Below are 17927 nucleotides of genomic sequence, written 5' to 3' on the forward strand. Positions count from 1 at the left end.
TTAAACAAAGTTCAGTTTTTATCATTTTCACCGCATTTTGTAAGGGCTACAGTACCTGTTCTTGCTATCTCAACAATGGATACTGTGCGAAGCATTTCTATGAAAAGCTCAACCCTCTCAGGGGTGTCGCATATCTGAATCATCATAAGATTCTTACTCATATCCACGATCTGAGCCTTCATTATGTCGCAGTTTTCCATAATATCTCTGCGGTTTTCTCTGTTGTAGCGCACCTTAATAAGAGTGAGCTCTCTGCATATACTCATGCTCTCCTTAAAGGTCTTTACCTTGATGACATCAAGCTTTTTGTTGAGCTGTTTTTCTATCTGCTCGATAGTTCGCTCGTCGCCGCTTGATACAATTGTCATGCAGGACACATCCCTTGAATTGGTCTCGCCCACAACCAGAGAATCAATATTGAAATTTCTTCTTGAAAACAATCCCGCTACCTTACAAAGAACGCCGGCATGGTTTTCTACAAGTACAGAATAAATTCTTTTCATAATCTACCACCCCTTTACTTAGCCAGGTCATAAGGATCAACAACGATTTCTGCAATTACAGGTGCATCATCCTTTAAAAGTGCTTCTATAAGTTCTTCAGCCTCTTCCTGATTACTTGCTTTCATGTAGTTCATATCGTAGGCTTCAGCGATCTTATCAAGCTTTGGAGATTCGTCCAGAATAACCATATTGTATCTGTCATCCAGCTTATAATGCTGATACTCACGAACCATTCCAAGGAAATTATTTCTGAAAATAATGATCTTTACGTTATTTCCATACTGCTTCAAAGTGGAAAGCTCCATCATTGACATCTGGAAACCTCCCTCACCCATAACAGCAACAACTGTCTTATTAGGATCAGCTTCCTTTGCGCCAAAGGCAGCAGGTATCGAATAGCCCATGGTTCCCATACCGCCTGATGTAAGGAATCTGCCTTTCTTTACAAGGTGCCATCTGCAGGACCAAATCTGATTCTGTCCTACGTCAGCTACATAAATGGCATCCTCAGGAAGTCTTATGGAAAGCTTATTAAGGAACTGCATGGGGTCAACGAATTTTGAGGTGTCGATTTCAGGTCTTTTCTCAACCATGGTGAGTCTGTACTCATTCAAAGTATCGATCCAGTCCTGTCTCTTATGGATCAGATCCTCTTTATCCTCAAATTCATTTATTTTCTTGAAAATATGCTTTATATCACCTACAAGAGGTATGGTAGGGCCTACGTTTTTACCGATTTCTGCAGGATCTACATCGATATGAATAAGAACCTTATTCTCAGTTATAAGATCAGGTCTGTTCACAGCTCTGTCTGCTACGCGGGCACCAACCATCAACAGAAGGTCAGATTCATTAAGAGCCCTGTTGGCATAAGGTCTTCCGTTATTACCAACCATTCCAAAATACATGGGATCAAGAGAACTCATTACACCTATACCCATCATGGTTGATACAACAGGAATCTGATTCTCCTTGGAAAATTTCCTTATCTCATCTACAGCACCGGAAAGGTGTACACCACCGCCTACGCAGATAATAGGTCTCTTTGCCTGAGCAACCTCTTTTACGACCTTCTTTATCTGAACAGCGTTACCCTCAACTGTGGGCTTATAGGTACGCATATTTACTTTTTCAGGATATGAAAACTTGGATATCTCTGCCATCTGGATATCCATGGGAATATCAATAAGAACAGGGCCTCTTCTTCCGGTGTTTGCAATGTGAAAAGCTTCCTTGAAAACTCTCGGAATATCATTTACGTCCCTGATTAGATAACTGTATTTTACAAATGATTCTGCTGCGCCTGTGATGTCAGCCTCCTGGAAAACATCACTGCCGATAAGCTCGGAATTAACCTGACCTGTGATGCAAACAAGGGGAATACTGTCAGCATAAGCTGTAGCGATTCCGGTGATAAGGTTGGTGGCACCGGGGCCGCTTGTTACAGCACATACGCCTACATTTCTGCTGATTCGTGCATAGCCGCTGGCGCAATGAGCGGCATTCTGCTCGGTTCTTACAAGAACCTGCTTGATATCGACTTCTCCGAGAGCATCATAAAAAGGAGCTATTGCAACTCCGGAGTAGCCGTAAACAACCTTTACTTTTTCTTCTTCGAGACATTTAACTATCGCCTGTGCTCCGTTCATAATTAAGCCTCCATTTTTGTAAATTTTATCACGTATAGGGAAAATGTTACACTGCGCTGATGATGTTCTTAACCACTCTTACGCAGTTTGCTGCATCGGATGAATATCCGTCAGCACCTATTTCCCAGGCATAATCCTCAGTAACAACCGCGCCGCCGATGATTATCTTAGCGTTGCAGTTCTTTTCCTTAGCAATTCTGACCACGTTTTTCATTTCCTGCATGGTCGTTGTCATTAGAGCTGAAAGTGCGATAATTCCTGCATTTTCAGAAATAGCTGTATCAACTATCTTTTCACTTGGAACATCCTTTCCAAGATCGATAACGTTAAATCCATGGTTCTTAAGCATAAGGGCCACAAGGTTCTTACCTATGTCATGGATATCACCGTGAACGGTGGCTATTACTATTGTGACCTTATCCTTGGAATCCTCTCCACCTGCTTCTTTGAGAAGCGGCTCAAGCTTCGCAATACTGAGCTTCATGGCTTCAGCACTGGCAATTAGCTGCGGAAGGAAGTATTTTCCTTTATCAAAAAGCTCACCTACTTCGTTAATTGCAGGCATAAGCACATCATTAAGTAGTATTTTGGGTTCGCATCCAGCATCTATTGCGTCAAGGGTGTCCTTTTCTATGTTTTTCTTTGAGCCCTTCATTACGTCTGTTTTTACTTTTTCATAAAAAGCCGTTTTGGCATCGACTTCTTTAAGCTCAGTACCTTCCTTTGAAGCTGCTGTTTTTTCATCTTTTACAGAAGGTGTTACGGAAAGAGTCTGTCCTTTAGGTACGCATGCAACCTGCACATTCATACCATCGTAACGGTTCATTCTGTCGATATAACGAATATCGGCTTCTTCCTTATGCCTCAAAAGGTCTGATGCAAAAGCACTGTTTACAAGAAGTTCCTGAGAAGGATTACAGATAGCCATTGTAAGACCGTTTGCAATCGCCATTGTTAGGAAAGCTGTATTTATAAATGCTCTCTGAGGAAGACCAAAGGAAATATTGGAAAGTCCACAGATAGTAGCAAGACCTTTTTCTTTGCAGTAAGCAATAGTTGAAAGAGTCTCCAGCGCTGCCTCGGGATTTGCACCGATTGTGGCAACAAGGCCGTCAACAACAATATCCTCTTTTGTAAGTCCAAACGCGTAGGCTTTGTCACAAAGCTCATCTATAAAGCTGTGTTTTTCCGCAAGGTCCTTTGGAAGGCCTTTTGGTCCAACGGGAAGTGCTATAAACATAGCTCCGTATTTTTTAGCAAGAGGCAGGAATCTTTCTGCCTTATCTTTTTCCAGTGAGATAGAGTTAATAAGAGCTCTTCCCGGATATTTCCTAAGAGCCATCTCCATGGTGGCTTCATCACTGGTATCTATGCAAAGAGGAAGTGATGTAAGAGGCATTATCTCATCAAGAACATCACTCATCATCTGCTTCTCATCGATACCGCTCATGCCCACGTTAACATCAAGAATTGCTGCTCCATCGCTCTCTTGCTGTGATACAAAATCGCAGACCATATCAAGCTTGCCTTCACGAAGCTCTGCCTGAAGCTTTTTCTTACCTGTAGGATTGATTCTCTCACCCACGATCATGAAAGGATCATTAAGAGAAAATGCAACAGTTTCTCTCTCGCTTGTAAGGTATCTTATTCCTTCAGGCTTCCTTGGAGCATCACTCTCGAAGCCTGCGTATTTATCGTGAATTCCCTTAATATAATCAGGATCTGTTCCGCAGCATCCACCAATTACAGTTGCACCGGCTTTAAGAATATTCTCCATCTCAGTTACAAAGGTATCGCAGTCCATGTCGTAGCCTGTACTTCCATCGGGATTCATAACAGGAAGTCCTGCATTGGGCTTTGCGATTACGGGAATAGACGTAACTGAAGCAATCTCTTTTACAATATTTACTATTTTATCTGGTCCTGTGCCGCAGTTTGTTCCGATTGCTGCAGCTCCCATGGATTCAAGAACTATAGCAGCAGTCTTGGCATCTGTTCCGAAAAGTGTTCTTCCATCTGCTTCAAAAGAAAGAGTAACCATTACAGCTATGTCTGAAACTTCCTTTGCTGCAATCAGGGCTGCTCTGCATTCCTGAAGGCTAAGCATGGTCTCAACAACCAGAAGATCCACCCCTGCATCAACAAGCACCTTTATCTGCTCTTTGTAAACATCTATAAGCTCTTCAAAATCAAGGTCGCCCATAGGTTTAAGCTGTCTGCCTGTCATTGTGATATCACCGGCAACCAGGGCTTTACCGGCAGCACTTTCTTTTGCAATCCTGACAAGCTCTGTATTTATCTCAGTGACCTTATCCTCAAGGCCGAAGTTTTTTAGCTTAATTCTGTTTCCAGTAAAAGTCGGTGCATAAATAATATCTGATCCTGCAGCAACATAAGCGCTCTGCAGCTCTTTAATAACATCTTCGTGTTCTATAAGCCACTGCTCTGTACATGCGCCTGCAGGCAGACCTCTTTTCATAAGAAAAGTCCCGGTACCGCCATCAAGGAAAACAATCTTCTTGTCATTTATAAATTTAATCAGTTCTTCTCTGTTCATATAATGTAATCTTTCTTCAGTATATTTCTTCAAGTTTTGAGCTATTATAATACAGCATAGACTAATTTATCAATTTTAAAGGAATGTATATTTATGAATATCGAAACGATCATCTGTATAATTATACATTTTTATCCTTTTTAGTCAAAGTTTTTATTTTATAAATTGTTAGCGAAAGCACAATCGTAAGAACAATCACCATAAATGGTCTTGCATACATAAAGGAATCATTCCCATATATCTCAGGATTTATTCTGTCTATAAACCAGCCAAACAAGGATATTACAAAAACATGCATATAATAAACATGTGATGAAATAGTTCTTCCCACAAATTCAAATGCCTTTATGTGAAAAAATTTCTTTTTGCCCATGTTTCTTCCGGCATTTTCCAAAATAAGAAGCGCCAGAACTATAAGCAAGGATCCAAAGTAGACTTCCTTACTCTTCCAAACTGAGTACTCTGCCAAGGTTGAAATTATTCCTAATACCAATAAAGTAACGCCAGGGGTAATTTCCTTGAAGAACTCCATTTTAGAGAGCTTGTCACTAAACCACACTCCCAGCATTGTGAAGGGAACGCCCACAAAGAGCCAGTTTCTTACAACGTACCAGGTGGAAATACTGATATCAAAGGGTCTTATGGGATAATAGGTCTGTAAGAGTTCAAGGACAAAAAGAAGCATCATAAGTGATACCGTAAGAAAGGGTGCCCAGCTTCTGACAAACCTTGCAAATATTATTACAAGCAAATACACATAAATAAGTGCCAGTATAAACCATAAGTGATCAAATGAATACGTAAAATCGTATATAAACTTACCGGAATTAAAAAGTATCAGTCTTGAAAACTCAAAGCTGTTGTACTTATCGGAAAGCCATTCAGACACAGTATGTCCTACAGTTAAGCTATACCAAAAGGAATAAATCGTATAGAAACTCCAGACAGGAAAAAGAACCCCAAGAAGCTTTTTTGTTTTCTGAAAAACAGTCTTTCTGATATCAGATACTTCTATGCAGGATTCCTTTAAAAGATATTTCCCAGAAATCACAAAGAAGAATGGAACTGCAAAGCGTGCAAGGGCTTCGCACAAATCTCCTGTAATACCGGGAAACTTACAATGAATCAATATAACAAATATACAGGCAATCGCCTTAATTTCATCAAGTAAAGCACTATGTGCTGTTTTTTTCATACCCCTCCGGGACACCATATCACTTTAAAACTCCCAATATGATGTCAGATAATACAATATATAAAACAAACTTTAGTCAAGACCATAGTCAGATGAGTGCTTAAGTCTTGTAAGAGCTCTTGCCATGGCAGCTTGAGCAGTGTAATACTCTTTGATGGAATTATTCTGTCGCATCTCTTCTTCTGCTCGCTCCAGGGCTCTTCTTGCTCTGTTTCTGTCGATATCCTCAGGCTTCTCAACTGTATCAACAATAACAATAACTCTGTTATTGGCAATCTGAGCTGAGCCCACACCAACGATACAGTCAATCTTATCGCCAATCTCATCTCTTATGGTCATCTTGCCGTTGTAGATAGCAAGCACAAGCTCCTCATGCTCCGGTAGAATGGCATATTCACCGTCAATGCAGGGCAAAATTATCTCGGCTGCTCTGCCATTATAAAATATTCCGTTTATGGACATAACCTGTAGATTAAAGGTTTTTCTCTCCAAAACTTATCACCTCAAATAAACAATAGCTTTTGTTACGATCACTCAAAAGCAACTATTCGAAAGCTCTTTAATTCTCGCCGCCTTCAAGCTTTTTAGCCTTCTCCACCACATCATCGATTGTGCCTACATTGAAAAATGCAGCTTCAGGATAATCATCCATCATACCATCAATGATCATTTTAAAGCCTCTGATCGTCTCTTTAAGAGGAACATAAACACCCTTAACGCCTGTGAAGGTCTCAGCTACATGGAAGGGCTGTGATAAAAATCTCTGAATCTTACGTGCTCTGTAAACAGTAAGCTTATCATCTTCACCAAGCTCGTCCATACCAAGAATCGCAATAATATCCTGGAGCTCTTTATATTTCTGAAGCATCTCCTGAACCTTGGTGGCAACATAGTAATGCTCTTCACCTACGACATCAGCTTCAAGAATTCGGCTTGATGATTCAAGAGGATCAACAGCCGGATAAATACCCTGTTCTACAATCTTACGGGATAAAACCGTCGTAGCATCCAAGTGAGCGAATGTGGTTGCGGGAGCAGGATCCGTAAGGTCATCAGCAGGCACGTAAACAGCCTGTACAGAAGTAACGGAACCTGTCTTGGTGGATGCAATTCTCTCCTGAAGCTGACCTAAGTCAGTAGCAAGAGTGGGCTGATATCCAACCGCAGAGGGCATACGTCCAAGAAGTGATGAAACCTCTGAACCTGCCTGTACAAATCTGAAAATATTATCAATGAACAAAAGCACATCCTGTCGCTCTCTGTCACGGAAATACTCAGCCATTGTAAGACCGGTCTCCGCAACTCTCATACGAGCTCCCGGGGGCTCATTCATCTGTCCGAAAACAAGGGCAGTTTTCTCTAAAACACCTGACTCCTTCATCTCGGTCCACAGATCATTACCTTCACGAGAGCGCTCTCCAACACCTGTAAAAATGGAGTATCCACCGTGCTCTGTAGCGATATTCTGAATAAGCTCCTGAATAAGAACTGTCTTACCTACACCGGCGCCACCGAAAAGACCGATCTTACCGCCCTTAGCATAAGGCGCAAGAAGATCGATAACCTTGATACCTGTTTCAAGAATCTCCGCAACAGGACTCATATCTTCAAGCTTTGGAGGCTCTCTGTGAATTGACCAGTGCTTTTCGCCATCGAGATTCGCCCCGCCGTCAATGGTATCGCCAAGCACATTGAAAAGTCTTCCAAGGTTCTTCCTTCCAACAGGAACACTGATAGGACCACCTGTCTGATAAACAGGCATATCCTTTGCAAGACCTTCACTTGCTGTAAGCATGATACATCTTACAACATTGTCTCCCACGTGCTGAGCAACCTCCATGACGCCCTTTTTCTCACCTACCATTACCTTAAGAGCATCACTTATGTATGGAAGATTACCATTTTCAAATAAGACATCTACTACAGGTCCCATAACCTGCAGGATTTTTCCTTCGTTATTCACTCGCTCATCCTCTTATTATTTACTAGCGCGATTTTTACGCTGTTTGATTTCTTTAGCTCTCTTAAGTGCTTTGGCTCCGCTGACAACCTCAGTAATCTCCTGGGTTATCGCCGCCTGCCTCTTTCTGTTATACTGTTTTACCAGCTCTCCTATCATGGATGTAGCATTTTTATTGGCATTATCCATGGCCATCATTCTGGCATTCTGTTCAGAACAGAAGGTCTCAACCAAAGTTCCGAAAATAAATCCCGTGATGAAGTTAGGAACAATGTTATCGATTATGGCCTTAGGGCTTGGATCAAAGATAAATTCCTCATTGTAGGCATCAATGATCCTGTATCTGTTTCTGGCATTCTCGATAATATCCAAGGGAAGTATCTTCTCGATCTTAACCTCGCTCGTAAGAGAATTCTTCATGGATGTATAGACTACATAGACCTCATCCAAAACACCGTTTCTGTAATCTTCAAGTATTGTAGCGGAAATATCTCTGGCTCTGTCCAGATTAGGGTTCTGCGCAGTATATCTGAAGTTCTCTTCTATCTTGAAGCCGAGACTTGTAAAATAATGTCTTCCAAATTCACCAACAACATAGAGCTTATAGTTTACGAGTTTGTTACTCTCTCTAATATGCTCCTCTGCCAGCTTAACCACATTATGGTTAAAGGCTCCGGCAAGCCCTTTATCTGATGTAAGAATTAAATATCCCTTCGCTCTTGCATGAAAAGGAATTCCTTCCGCTGTCTGAAGGAAAATATCCTCTACGTCATCGGGAATATGCCTTGATACTCTTGCAATCATAGCCTGAAGCGCATAGAAATAAGGCTCGGTATCTGCAAGCTGTTTCTTTGCCTTACGGAGCTTATTGGAGGAGATCATATACATCGCATTTGTAATTTTCATTGTGTCGCGAATACTGCTGATTCTATCGCGAATCTCTTTTATGTTAGCCACAAAAAATCACCTTAATCCAAATTCAATATCTTTCTCTTCTTTTTGAGCTCCTCTTTGAGGTGTTCATTGTTAATTCTCTCAAACTCATCAGCTGACTCAAGAATAGCCTTCTTTGTAGAATCTGAGAGGTCATTGGATTTAACTATATCTTCAATGATATCCTGTCTGTTTTCTTCAAAATACTTAAGGAGACGGACCTTATAATCCTTAACATCATTTACCGGCACAAAATCAAGCTTTCCGCCGTTTGCACAAACAAGCAGAATTACCTGCTCATACATTGCATAAGGCTTACCCAGTGGCTGTTTTAACAGTTCCATCAGTACGCTGCCATGACGAAGCTGACTCTTTGTGGTCTCATCAAGGTCAGATGCAAACTGAGTAAATACAGCCATCTCTCTGTACTGCGCAAGATCGATACGTATGCTTCCGGAAGCCTTCTTCATGGCCTTGGTCTGAGCCGCACTACCTACACGGGATACAGACAGTCCTACGTTTACAGCAGGTCTCATACCCTCAAAAAACAGATCTGATTCAAGGAAAATCTGTCCGTCAGTAATCGAAATAACATTGGTAGGAATATATGCAGATACATCTCCCGCCTGGGTTTCGATAATAGGAAGCGCTGTTATTGAACCGCCTCCAAGATCGCTTGAAAGCTTACTTGATCTCTCAAGAAGTCTTGAGTGCAGATAGAATACATCTCCGGGATAAGCCTCGCGTCCGGGGGATCTCTCAAGCAAAAGTGAAAGTGCTCTGTATGCAACAGCATGTTTTGACAGATCATCATAGATTATCAGAACATCTTTGCCCATCAGCATGAAATATTCAGCCATAGCCGTTCCTGCATAGGGTGCAATATACTGCAAAGGCGCACTGTCTGAAGCTGTAGATGCAACAACAATTGTATAATCCATAGCACCGGATTCTTTAAAGGTATTTATGAGCTTTGCAATGGTACTTGCCTTCTGACCGATTGCAACATAAACACAGATAACATCCTTACCCTTCTGGTTAAGAATGGCATCCATTGCAATAGATGTTTTTCCGGTCTGTCTGTCACCGATGATAAGCTCACGCTGACCTCTTCCAATAGGGAACATGGTATCGATAGAAAGAATACCGGTCTCCAAGGGCTCATTAACTGAACGTCTCTCAACAATTCCGGGAGCCGGTTCTTCAACAGGTCTGTAAACCTCTGTCTTTATCTCTTCACCGCCATCTACCGGATTACCAAGAGCATCAATAACTCTTCCGATAAAGGCTTCACCTACAGGAATACCTGCCTGCTTATAGGTACGGGCACATCTTGTACCCTGTCTTATTCCTTCATCACTTCCAAAGAGGATGATACCGATATGATCGTCTCTGATATCCTGTACCATTCCCTTTGTTCCATCCTCAAAACGAACAATCTCGCCATAGAAGGCGTGATCTATTCCAACTACATTGGCAATTCCGTCACCGACCCAAATGGTTCTGCCGACTTCCTTACCCTCTGCTTTAAGGTCAAATTTATTAACCCTGTCTCTGATTATAGAAACAAGATTTTCTGCATTAGCATTCTGTCTTTTCTTGGTAAGCTCAATTAATTCCTTAAGCTGTCTGGTACGGCCTTCGTCACTCCAGTCATACTCGAAGTTGCCATAATTAACTACGAAACCGCCGCCAACCTTTGGATCATGAACGATTTCAAGCTCCAGGTCGGGATTACCAAACCTCTTGGCAAGAGCTTCCTTAATCTGCTCCGCCTGTCCCTCGGAAGGTGCAACAGATGAATATCTGAGTCTTGCTACGTTATCTCTTAACATAAATTAAAACCCCTGATTTTGGTTATTCGCTCTTCTCAATTGCCTCGAAAATGAACTTGTTATAAAGTTCCTTATCTGTCTCCTCGTCATGCTTGGAAACGGCAATCTTATTAGCTGCATGCACAACAAGATCTGTGAGTTCTGATACATAAGCATCCTTCTCACGCTGTGCCTCTATCTGTGCATTGTGCTTAGCTTCAACGATGATCTGCTCAGCCTTGGCTTTTGCATCATTAACAATGCGATCATACTCATCATAGCCGTCCTTTTTAGACTTGGCGATGAGCTCTTCGCATTCCTTATCAGCATCCTGAAGCTTCTTAGCATAAGATTCTTTTAATTCTTCTGCTTCCTGCTGCTTTTTCTTAGCATCGTCAGTAGCATGGTCAATCTCATTCCTTCTCTGATGAAGGATGCTGTCGACCCTTTTGAACAAGAATAATCTGAACACCACATAAAGGATCAGAACATTGATCGCATTATATATGATGTTCATAATACTGATATTTAACACTGCTTTTTTCCCTCCCTAAAAATCAGGTAAAGAGTATCATGATTGATACAACGAATCCGTAAATAGCGGTTGCTTCTGCAAGAGCACAACCAAGAAGAAGGAGCTTCATGATCTTACCGTCTGCCTCAGGCTGACGTGCTACGGCATCAACTGCCTTAGATGTTGCGATACCGATACCAACACCTGCTCCAATTCCTGTAAATGCTGCGATTGCAGCTCCAATTGCTGCTAAATTCATAAGTATACCTCCTACAATGTTGAATGTTTTAGCCCGTTAGCGGAACTGAACATATGCCCTCGGAAAGGCATAAAAAAGAGCTATTTATATTATTGAAATGGTCGACGTTGTGAAGATATGCCTTTCTACGGGCATACATTCAGTTCCGGCAACTCACTTAATAATTTCAGCTTTATATGGTTGTTTATTTTAAAGTATTCTATAAACGATAGATAGTGGCTGCTTCTTTTATTCTACTGCCTCTTTTATGTAGAGTGAGGTTAAGAATACAAATACATAAGCTTGGATTAATCCGTCGAAAATATCGAAATATACACTGAATGCTGCGGGGATGATTACGGGAACTACCATCTTTAAAAGCTCCATGATGACGGTGGCACCGATGATGTTACCGAAAAGTCGCATGCACAGTGATAAAGGTCTGATGGCAAGCTCGAGTATGTTCATGGGAGTGATGATAGCCATGGGCTGCGAGAAGGATTTTAGCCATTTGCCAAAGCCCTTATGCTTGATGCCGGCTGCTTCCACAAGAATGATACTCATTAGAGCAAGGGATGCTGTTACATTAAGATCCATGGTAGCAGGGGTAAGTCCAAAAAGTCCTACCAGGTTGGATGCTCCTATGAAAACAAGAACAACTGCCATGTAGTCTCTGTAGCGAAGTCCCTCTTCTCCAAGCATTCCACCTGTGATCCCGCGAAGGCCGTCTGCCATCATCTCAGCAAGAAGTTGCCTCTTACCGATGTTATGTACTTTCATTCCGCTTGTTAAAAATGCAAGTAATAATGCGATAACAGCTATGACACCCCAGGTTACTACAACCGACTTATTAATATCAAAAAAGCCGTTCATAAAGTCAAAGTGAATAAACACTTTGTCCTCTAATAACAGCTCTTTTAAAAGTCCACCAATATCCATAAAAATAATACCATCCCCATAACAATTTATACTAAAAATACAACTATATTATTATACTTCTTTAGCACATTTTTCTCAATCATAATTGTATAAATATACTAGGTTCTCTTTGATTAAAAATATTCAAATAAAAATGAGTTTCCCACAACACTTGCAGGAAACTCATAATTAAAAATTCAGTTAAGTGAGATAAGTATTGATGCTAATTCCTTCACATTACTTAAGGTATAGTCAGGGAGTTGTTCCATCTCTGAAATCATTTTCTCATCGGATTCACCTGAAAGGACACAAACAGATACGCTTCCCGCATTTTGTGCAACTGCAATATCTGTGTAAACTCTGTCACCAACGCAGCATATCTTCTCGTTTGGTATCCCTGTCATTGACGAAATGATATCCACCATATTTCTGTTTGGCTTTCCAATATAAGTTGGTTCAGAGCCGCTTGAAGCAGTAAGAAGCGCACATATACTTCCGCAATCAGGAAGCACTTCTCCTGCAGGCATGGGACAAACCCAGTCAGGGTTAGCTGCTATAAATTCAGATCCTTTTCTTAAGAAATGAACTGCAAGATCAAGATCTCTGTAAACAAGCTCAGTATCAAAGCCGACACAAACCACAGGAATATCCTTATCAAGAGCAGCTTTTGAGTCTTCAGAAAAAAGTGTCTCATCATCATACATGGATGAAGTAAAAACCTTTAATCCTGCAGTTTTTAATTCATTGTAAAAAGTCTTTGTTCCCACAACCAGAATATGTCTGTCCGCATATTTTTCCTTCAGGTATCTGGCTGTAGCCATTCCTGAAGTGTAGACATTTTCAGGCTCGCAAGGAAATCCAAGTCTTCTTAGTCTGTCAATATAGTCCTTACCTGCTCTTGAAGAATTGTTGGTCAGGTATATATATTTCTTACCTGTGTTTTTTAGTGTATGAATAAAATCTATCGCACCGTCAAATACTTCATCTCCAAGATAAAGTGTACCGTCCATATCCAGAAGAAAAAGCGCACAGTTATGTAATTTCTCAAAATTCTGTTCAAATGATAATTCAGTATTCATTTTCTTTGTCCTTGTATATCCTTATATGAAAAAACCTCAGGTTTTACCCTGAGGCTTGGTGTTACATAAAAAATTTGATTAAAGATCGATGCTTCCTGTCATCTTGTTGTTAACAACATAGTATGCCTTGTTCTCTTCAGGCTTAACATAAAGCTGCATATCCTTAACGCCCTTTACGCCATACTCAGCTTCGCAAGCAGCCTTAGCTCTCTCAACGAGTTCTTCCTGAGTGATATTCTTATCAGCATACTGAAGTTCAATCTTTATCTTGCTAGTTGCCATTGGTATTCCCTCCTCCGAATTAATAAGAATTAAACTAAGTAAGATTATAGTCTTGTAGTTTTGACAAGTCAATTATCAATCTTCTGTTTTTCGTACAATATGATCCTTATCTTTGAAGATACTCTTTGCGGGAATGCAGCCTCTTACAGAAGAAAGAGGATAGATATTTGTCTCTCTTCCTATAACAGTACCGGGGTTAAGTACACTGCCACAGCCAACTTCTACGTTGTCACCAAGCATTGCGCCAAACTTCTTAAGGCCTGTCTCAACCTGGTCTTCCTTGCCGTTCTTAACTACAACAAGCTTCTTATCAGACTTAACATTGGAAGTAATGGAGCCTGCTCCCATGTGAGATTTAAAACCAAGAATAGAATCTCCCACATAGTTGTAGTGAGGAACCTGAACCTTGTTAAACAGAATGACATTTTTAAGCTCTGTTGAGTTACCGACAACAGCTCCCTTACCAACAATAGCGCTTCCTCTGATGAATGCGCAGTGTCTTACCTCTGCTTCTTCATCAATGATGCAGGGACCTGCAATATATGCTGAATCGTAAACAATCGCACTCTTGGCGATCCAGATATTCTCACCCTTCTTTTCATACTTATCCTGAGGAAGCTTATTTCCAAGCTCTATTATAAAGTCTTTTATTTTGGGAAGTATCTCCCAGGGATATTTTGCGCTTCTCATAAGATCTGCAGCTATTGTCTCGTTTAAATCATATAATTTCTCAATAGAATACTGCTCCATTTTAATCTCCTCTCATGGATGAATTATAAAAATAGAATATATCAATGCTCATTCAAAATCAAAGACTATATTGAACTGCTCATCAAATTTTAATGCAGCATCAAAGGTTGTTCCCTTCTTACTGGTAAAGCCGGTAATCTTATCTGTCTTTTTCTCAGTAAGAAGCTTTGTGAAATCCTCTTTACTCAGAGTTACTCCTGCAATCTTTCCCACAAAAAATTTGCAGCCATCCTCTTCCTTTTTGTAATCTTCGCATCTGTATCCCATGAAGCCCTTAATGATTCTCTTTCCACACTTAGGACATTTGAGATCTTCAAGTGTTTCGTCTTCATTTTCAAATACGAATTTAAGGCCTTCTATCTTACCATCCTCAGTCTTATTAAGGGTGAGCTTTGCATCAAACTTTTTACCGGACTTGGATTTAAAGCCTGTGATCAGATCTGTGATTCCATTTGTCAAAAGTGCTTTGACCTGTGCATCCTTAAGCTTAACTCCCGAGATACTTCCGATATTGAATTTACAGCTATTTTCAGGATCATCTTTTTTATAATTCTTACAACCATATCCAAAGGAGGTTTTTACAATCTCTCCGCCGCATATAGGACAGGTAACATCTTTGAGAGTCTGCTGTTCCACATTATCAAAATCAAATGCAATCTCAGATACACCGCTTTCATTTTTCTTAAGAACAAGGCATGCGTCGAACTTCTTTCCTGCTTTACTCTTAAAGCCGCGAATCGTAGAAGTATGGCCTGTACTTAAAAGCTCCTTTACATTGCTCTCCGTAAGCTGCTTCTGACAAATCTTACCAACAAAGAACTTACAGGACTCCGGATCATCCATCTTAAAGTTCTCACAGCCAAAGCCCTTGGTCTTTTTGATGATTCGGCCGCCGCAATCAGGACATACCACATCAGCCACATAATCAGGCTCTATGCCATCAAAATTAAAGGCTACGCCGATCTTACCATCTTCGCCCGGTTTAAGAAGCAGCTTTGCACTGAAGGCTGTTTTGGACTTTGACTTAAAGCCCTTTATTACTTCTGTTTCTTCGCCTCTAAGCAACGTTAAAATCTGATCCTTGGTAAGTGTCTTACCTGCAATCTCACCGATGTTGAAGTAGCAGCTATTTTCTTCATTTCTTCTGTTTTCACAGGCATATCCATAACCTGTTTTAACAATTCTTCCGCCGCAGGCAGGGCATTTCACATCTTCAAGATATTCATCGGGAACTTCATCAAAATTAAAGCCTACATTGTACTTGCCGTTTTCATCCTTACTAAGCTGCAGTGTTGCACTGAAGGGCTTTTTATTTTTTCCTGCAAAACCTGAAAGGACGCCGGTTTTTCCTTCTGTGATGAGAGTTTTAGCTTCATCTTCAGTGAGCTCACGACCTGCAATAGTACCAATACTGAAGTTACACTTTATGTTTTCATCAAAATAGTTACTGCATCCATAGCCAAAGGTAGTGGTTGTAATCTCACCGCCGCAGACAGGACACTTAACGCCTATGGGGCGTCTTGCCACGGCTCCCTTTGCCTTATTTCCAGCAAGAGGGCTGATGTTTTTGATGATATCCTGCGTAAGATCTTTTTCAATAATCTTCTGGGTCTCGCGCCTTATGTAGCTCTCAAGCTTTGCTCTGTATTCTTTACCATTTACAGAGCCATTGTAAATACCTTCAAGTCCCTTCTCCCAGCTGGCTGTCATATCGGGGTTAAGGATTGTAGGCAACGTCAGAACCACAATCTCATAGATCATCTCACCAAGAGTTCCAGGAGTAACAATCTGATTCTTACTCTGGTTCAGGTATTTGATGGTTATAAGCTTTTTAATGATCTCAGCTCTTGTTGCGGATGTGCCGATACCGGTATTTTTTATCTGCTCTCTGAGTTCTTCATCCTCGATGAGGTTACCGGCATTTTCCATGGCAAGAATAAGGGTTCCTGTTGTATATCTCTTTGGCGGAGCCGTCTTACCCTCTTTTAAATCATATCCGTTTACACTTATAGTATCCCTTTCTTTTGCACTCTCAACGAACTTAACAAAATCCTCTTTAGAGATACCTGCATCATCTTCTTCCTCGGTCTTATCTGAATCGTTCCCCTTATCCTGAGGAAGTCCCATTACCTCTAAATAACCGGGAGACATAAGAAGCTTTGCTGTTGCAAAAAATCTCTCGCCATCAACCATAATCTGGAGCTTGGCTGTTTTATACTCAGCAGGCGGATAAAATATCGCAACAAACCTTCTGCAAATAAGCTCATATACGCTCTTTGAAAGTGGTGATAATGAATTAACAGCCCCTGTCTGACCTGTAGGGATTATTGCATAGTGATCCGTAACCTTGGAATCATCTGTATAGGGCGGTCTGTCTATGCCTTTATATAAGCCGTTCTGAAGAACATTATTAACATATCCGGAAATTCCCTGGAGACTTGTAAGTCCTCGAAGATTCTTGGTAATCTCTTTTGCAACGGCTTTTGTAAGCACTCTTGCATCGGTTCTGGGATAAGTTGTGAGCTTTTTCTCATATAACTCCTGTGCCACGGCCAGGGTCTGTGAAGGGTCAATCTTGAATCTCTTTGAGCACTCTGCCTGAAGCTCAGCAAGGTTAAAAAGAAGCGGTGCTTTCTTCTTACTTTTTCCTATTTCGATACTGTCAATAACAGCTTCTTTCCCTGTAAGAGAATCTATTAATGCTCTTGCATCGTCTTCTTTTTTAAAGCCATTTTCTTTATAGAGAAGAGGCGATTCAAAATACTTACTGCCTTCTACAGCTCTCCACTCAGCGTTTATACCTGCTTCGGAAAATGAACCTACTATTCTGTAAAATGGAGTCTCTGTGAAATTCCTAATCTCACGCTCTCTCCTTACTACCATTCCAAGGACGCAGGTCATTACACGGCCAATTGCAATTGCAGTATAGGAATTGGTGGCAGCAGCATCATTTATAAGTCTTCCGTATTTTACAGAAAGAGCTCTTGAAAAATTGATACCAAGGCTGTAGTCCTCAATAGCACGCATGATTCCTGACTCACCCAGAAGCGCGTAATCAGACATGGGCTTCGCCTCTGCAATTCCTCTTTTTATCTCATCATCAGTCTGAGAATCAATCCACACTCGAAGCTCAGTCATGCCATCTCTGACACCGCCAAAGTTCCTTATATTTTCTTCAATTGTCTGTCCTTCTTTTCCCGAGTCTCCTGCCCAGTAAACAACATCGATATCTTCTCTGTGAAGAAGTCCTGTTACGGTGTTGTACTGCTCAGCATTTCTTTTTATGACATCATACTTGTATTTTTCAGGAAGAAAAGGAAGATCTTCAAGCTTCCATTTTTTATATTTAATGTCGTAATCCTCAGGGTACACCATCTCTACAAGATGGCCGTAACACCAGGTTATTACGTACTGATCGTTTTCTATATAATTATTTGTTTTCCCCGATACTCCCAAAACTCTTGCGAAATCTCTGGCAACTGATGGTTTCTCAGTAATTATCAGTTTCTTAGGCAATTCCTTTTGCTAGTCCTTT

At 40.9% G+C, this 17927-nt stretch carries 15 protein-coding genes; all 15 read right to left on the minus strand.

What is annotated here, in order from left to right:
- Nucleotides 1-11 precede the first annotated feature (11 nt).
- The 15 genes from ilvN to G603_RS19660 all read right to left on the minus strand — a co-directional run bounded on the left by ilvN (nucleotide 12) and on the right by G603_RS19660 (nucleotide 17908).
- Complete coding sequence (ilvN, locus tag G603_RS0107635) at nucleotides 12-503, minus strand: acetolactate synthase small subunit (RefSeq protein ID WP_026669842.1); 492 nt, start codon at nucleotides 501-503, stop codon at nucleotides 12-14.
- Between the two features lie 14 nt (nucleotides 504-517).
- Nucleotides 518-2152: a biosynthetic-type acetolactate synthase large subunit gene (ilvB, locus tag G603_RS0107640; protein ID WP_026523623.1), complete on the minus strand. Its 1635-nt coding sequence runs from the start codon at nucleotides 2150-2152 to the stop codon at nucleotides 518-520.
- A gap of 46 nt (nucleotides 2153-2198) precedes the next feature.
- On the minus strand, nucleotides 2199-4709 hold the full coding sequence (locus tag G603_RS0107645; RefSeq protein WP_026669843.1) for a homocysteine S-methyltransferase family protein: 2511 nt from the start codon (nucleotides 4707-4709) through the stop codon (nucleotides 2199-2201).
- 121 nt (nucleotides 4710-4830) lie between these two features.
- The gene (locus tag G603_RS0107650; protein WP_026669844.1) at nucleotides 4831-5904 is read right to left on the minus strand and encodes an acyltransferase family protein; all 1074 of its coding nucleotides are present in this window, start codon (nucleotides 5902-5904) and stop codon (nucleotides 4831-4833) included.
- Between the two features lie 72 nt (nucleotides 5905-5976).
- Nucleotides 5977-6396, minus strand: coding sequence for an ATP synthase F1 subunit epsilon (gene atpC / locus G603_RS0107655; RefSeq protein WP_026494589.1), 420 nt, complete (start codon nucleotides 6394-6396; stop codon nucleotides 5977-5979).
- Nucleotides 6397-6463: 67 nt separating this feature from the next.
- Complete coding sequence (atpD, locus tag G603_RS0107660; protein ID WP_026669845.1) at nucleotides 6464-7867, minus strand: F0F1 ATP synthase subunit beta; 1404 nt, start codon at nucleotides 7865-7867, stop codon at nucleotides 6464-6466.
- Between the two features lie 15 nt (nucleotides 7868-7882).
- Nucleotides 7883-8821: an ATP synthase F1 subunit gamma gene (gene atpG, locus G603_RS0107665; protein WP_026669846.1), complete on the minus strand. Its 939-nt coding sequence runs from the start codon at nucleotides 8819-8821 to the stop codon at nucleotides 7883-7885.
- Between the two features lie 11 nt (nucleotides 8822-8832).
- Nucleotides 8833-10632, minus strand: coding sequence for a F0F1 ATP synthase subunit alpha (gene atpA, locus G603_RS0107670; protein ID WP_026669847.1), 1800 nt, complete (start codon nucleotides 10630-10632; stop codon nucleotides 8833-8835).
- A gap of 22 nt (nucleotides 10633-10654) precedes the next feature.
- On the minus strand, nucleotides 10655-11146 hold the full coding sequence (locus tag G603_RS0107675) for an ATP synthase F0 subunit B (RefSeq protein WP_155832643.1): 492 nt from the start codon (nucleotides 11144-11146) through the stop codon (nucleotides 10655-10657).
- A 22-nt stretch (nucleotides 11147-11168) separates the two neighbouring features.
- The gene (atpE, locus tag G603_RS0107680; RefSeq protein WP_026494584.1) at nucleotides 11169-11384 is read right to left on the minus strand and encodes an ATP synthase F0 subunit C; all 216 of its coding nucleotides are present in this window, start codon (nucleotides 11382-11384) and stop codon (nucleotides 11169-11171) included.
- Between the two features lie 228 nt (nucleotides 11385-11612).
- Nucleotides 11613-12296: a F0F1 ATP synthase subunit A gene (locus G603_RS0107685; RefSeq protein ID WP_442852362.1), complete on the minus strand. Its 684-nt coding sequence runs from the start codon at nucleotides 12294-12296 to the stop codon at nucleotides 11613-11615.
- A gap of 182 nt (nucleotides 12297-12478) precedes the next feature.
- Nucleotides 12479-13360: an HAD-IIA family hydrolase gene (locus G603_RS0107690; protein ID WP_051207611.1), complete on the minus strand. Its 882-nt coding sequence runs from the start codon at nucleotides 13358-13360 to the stop codon at nucleotides 12479-12481.
- Between the two features lie 78 nt (nucleotides 13361-13438).
- Complete coding sequence (locus tag G603_RS19655) at nucleotides 13439-13642, minus strand: DUF6465 family protein (protein ID WP_051207614.1); 204 nt, start codon at nucleotides 13640-13642, stop codon at nucleotides 13439-13441.
- 75 nt (nucleotides 13643-13717) lie between these two features.
- On the minus strand, nucleotides 13718-14392 hold the full coding sequence (locus G603_RS0107700) for a UDP-N-acetylglucosamine pyrophosphorylase (RefSeq protein ID WP_026669851.1): 675 nt from the start codon (nucleotides 14390-14392) through the stop codon (nucleotides 13718-13720).
- 48 nt (nucleotides 14393-14440) lie between these two features.
- On the minus strand, nucleotides 14441-17908 hold the full coding sequence (locus G603_RS19660) for a DNA topoisomerase III (RefSeq protein WP_035792465.1): 3468 nt from the start codon (nucleotides 17906-17908) through the stop codon (nucleotides 14441-14443).
- Nucleotides 17909-17927: the final 19 nt, after the last annotated feature.

It is taken from the genome of Butyrivibrio sp. AE3006 (assembly GCF_000424165.1).
In the GTDB taxonomy this organism is placed as follows: Bacteria; Bacillota; Clostridia; order Lachnospirales; family Lachnospiraceae; genus Butyrivibrio.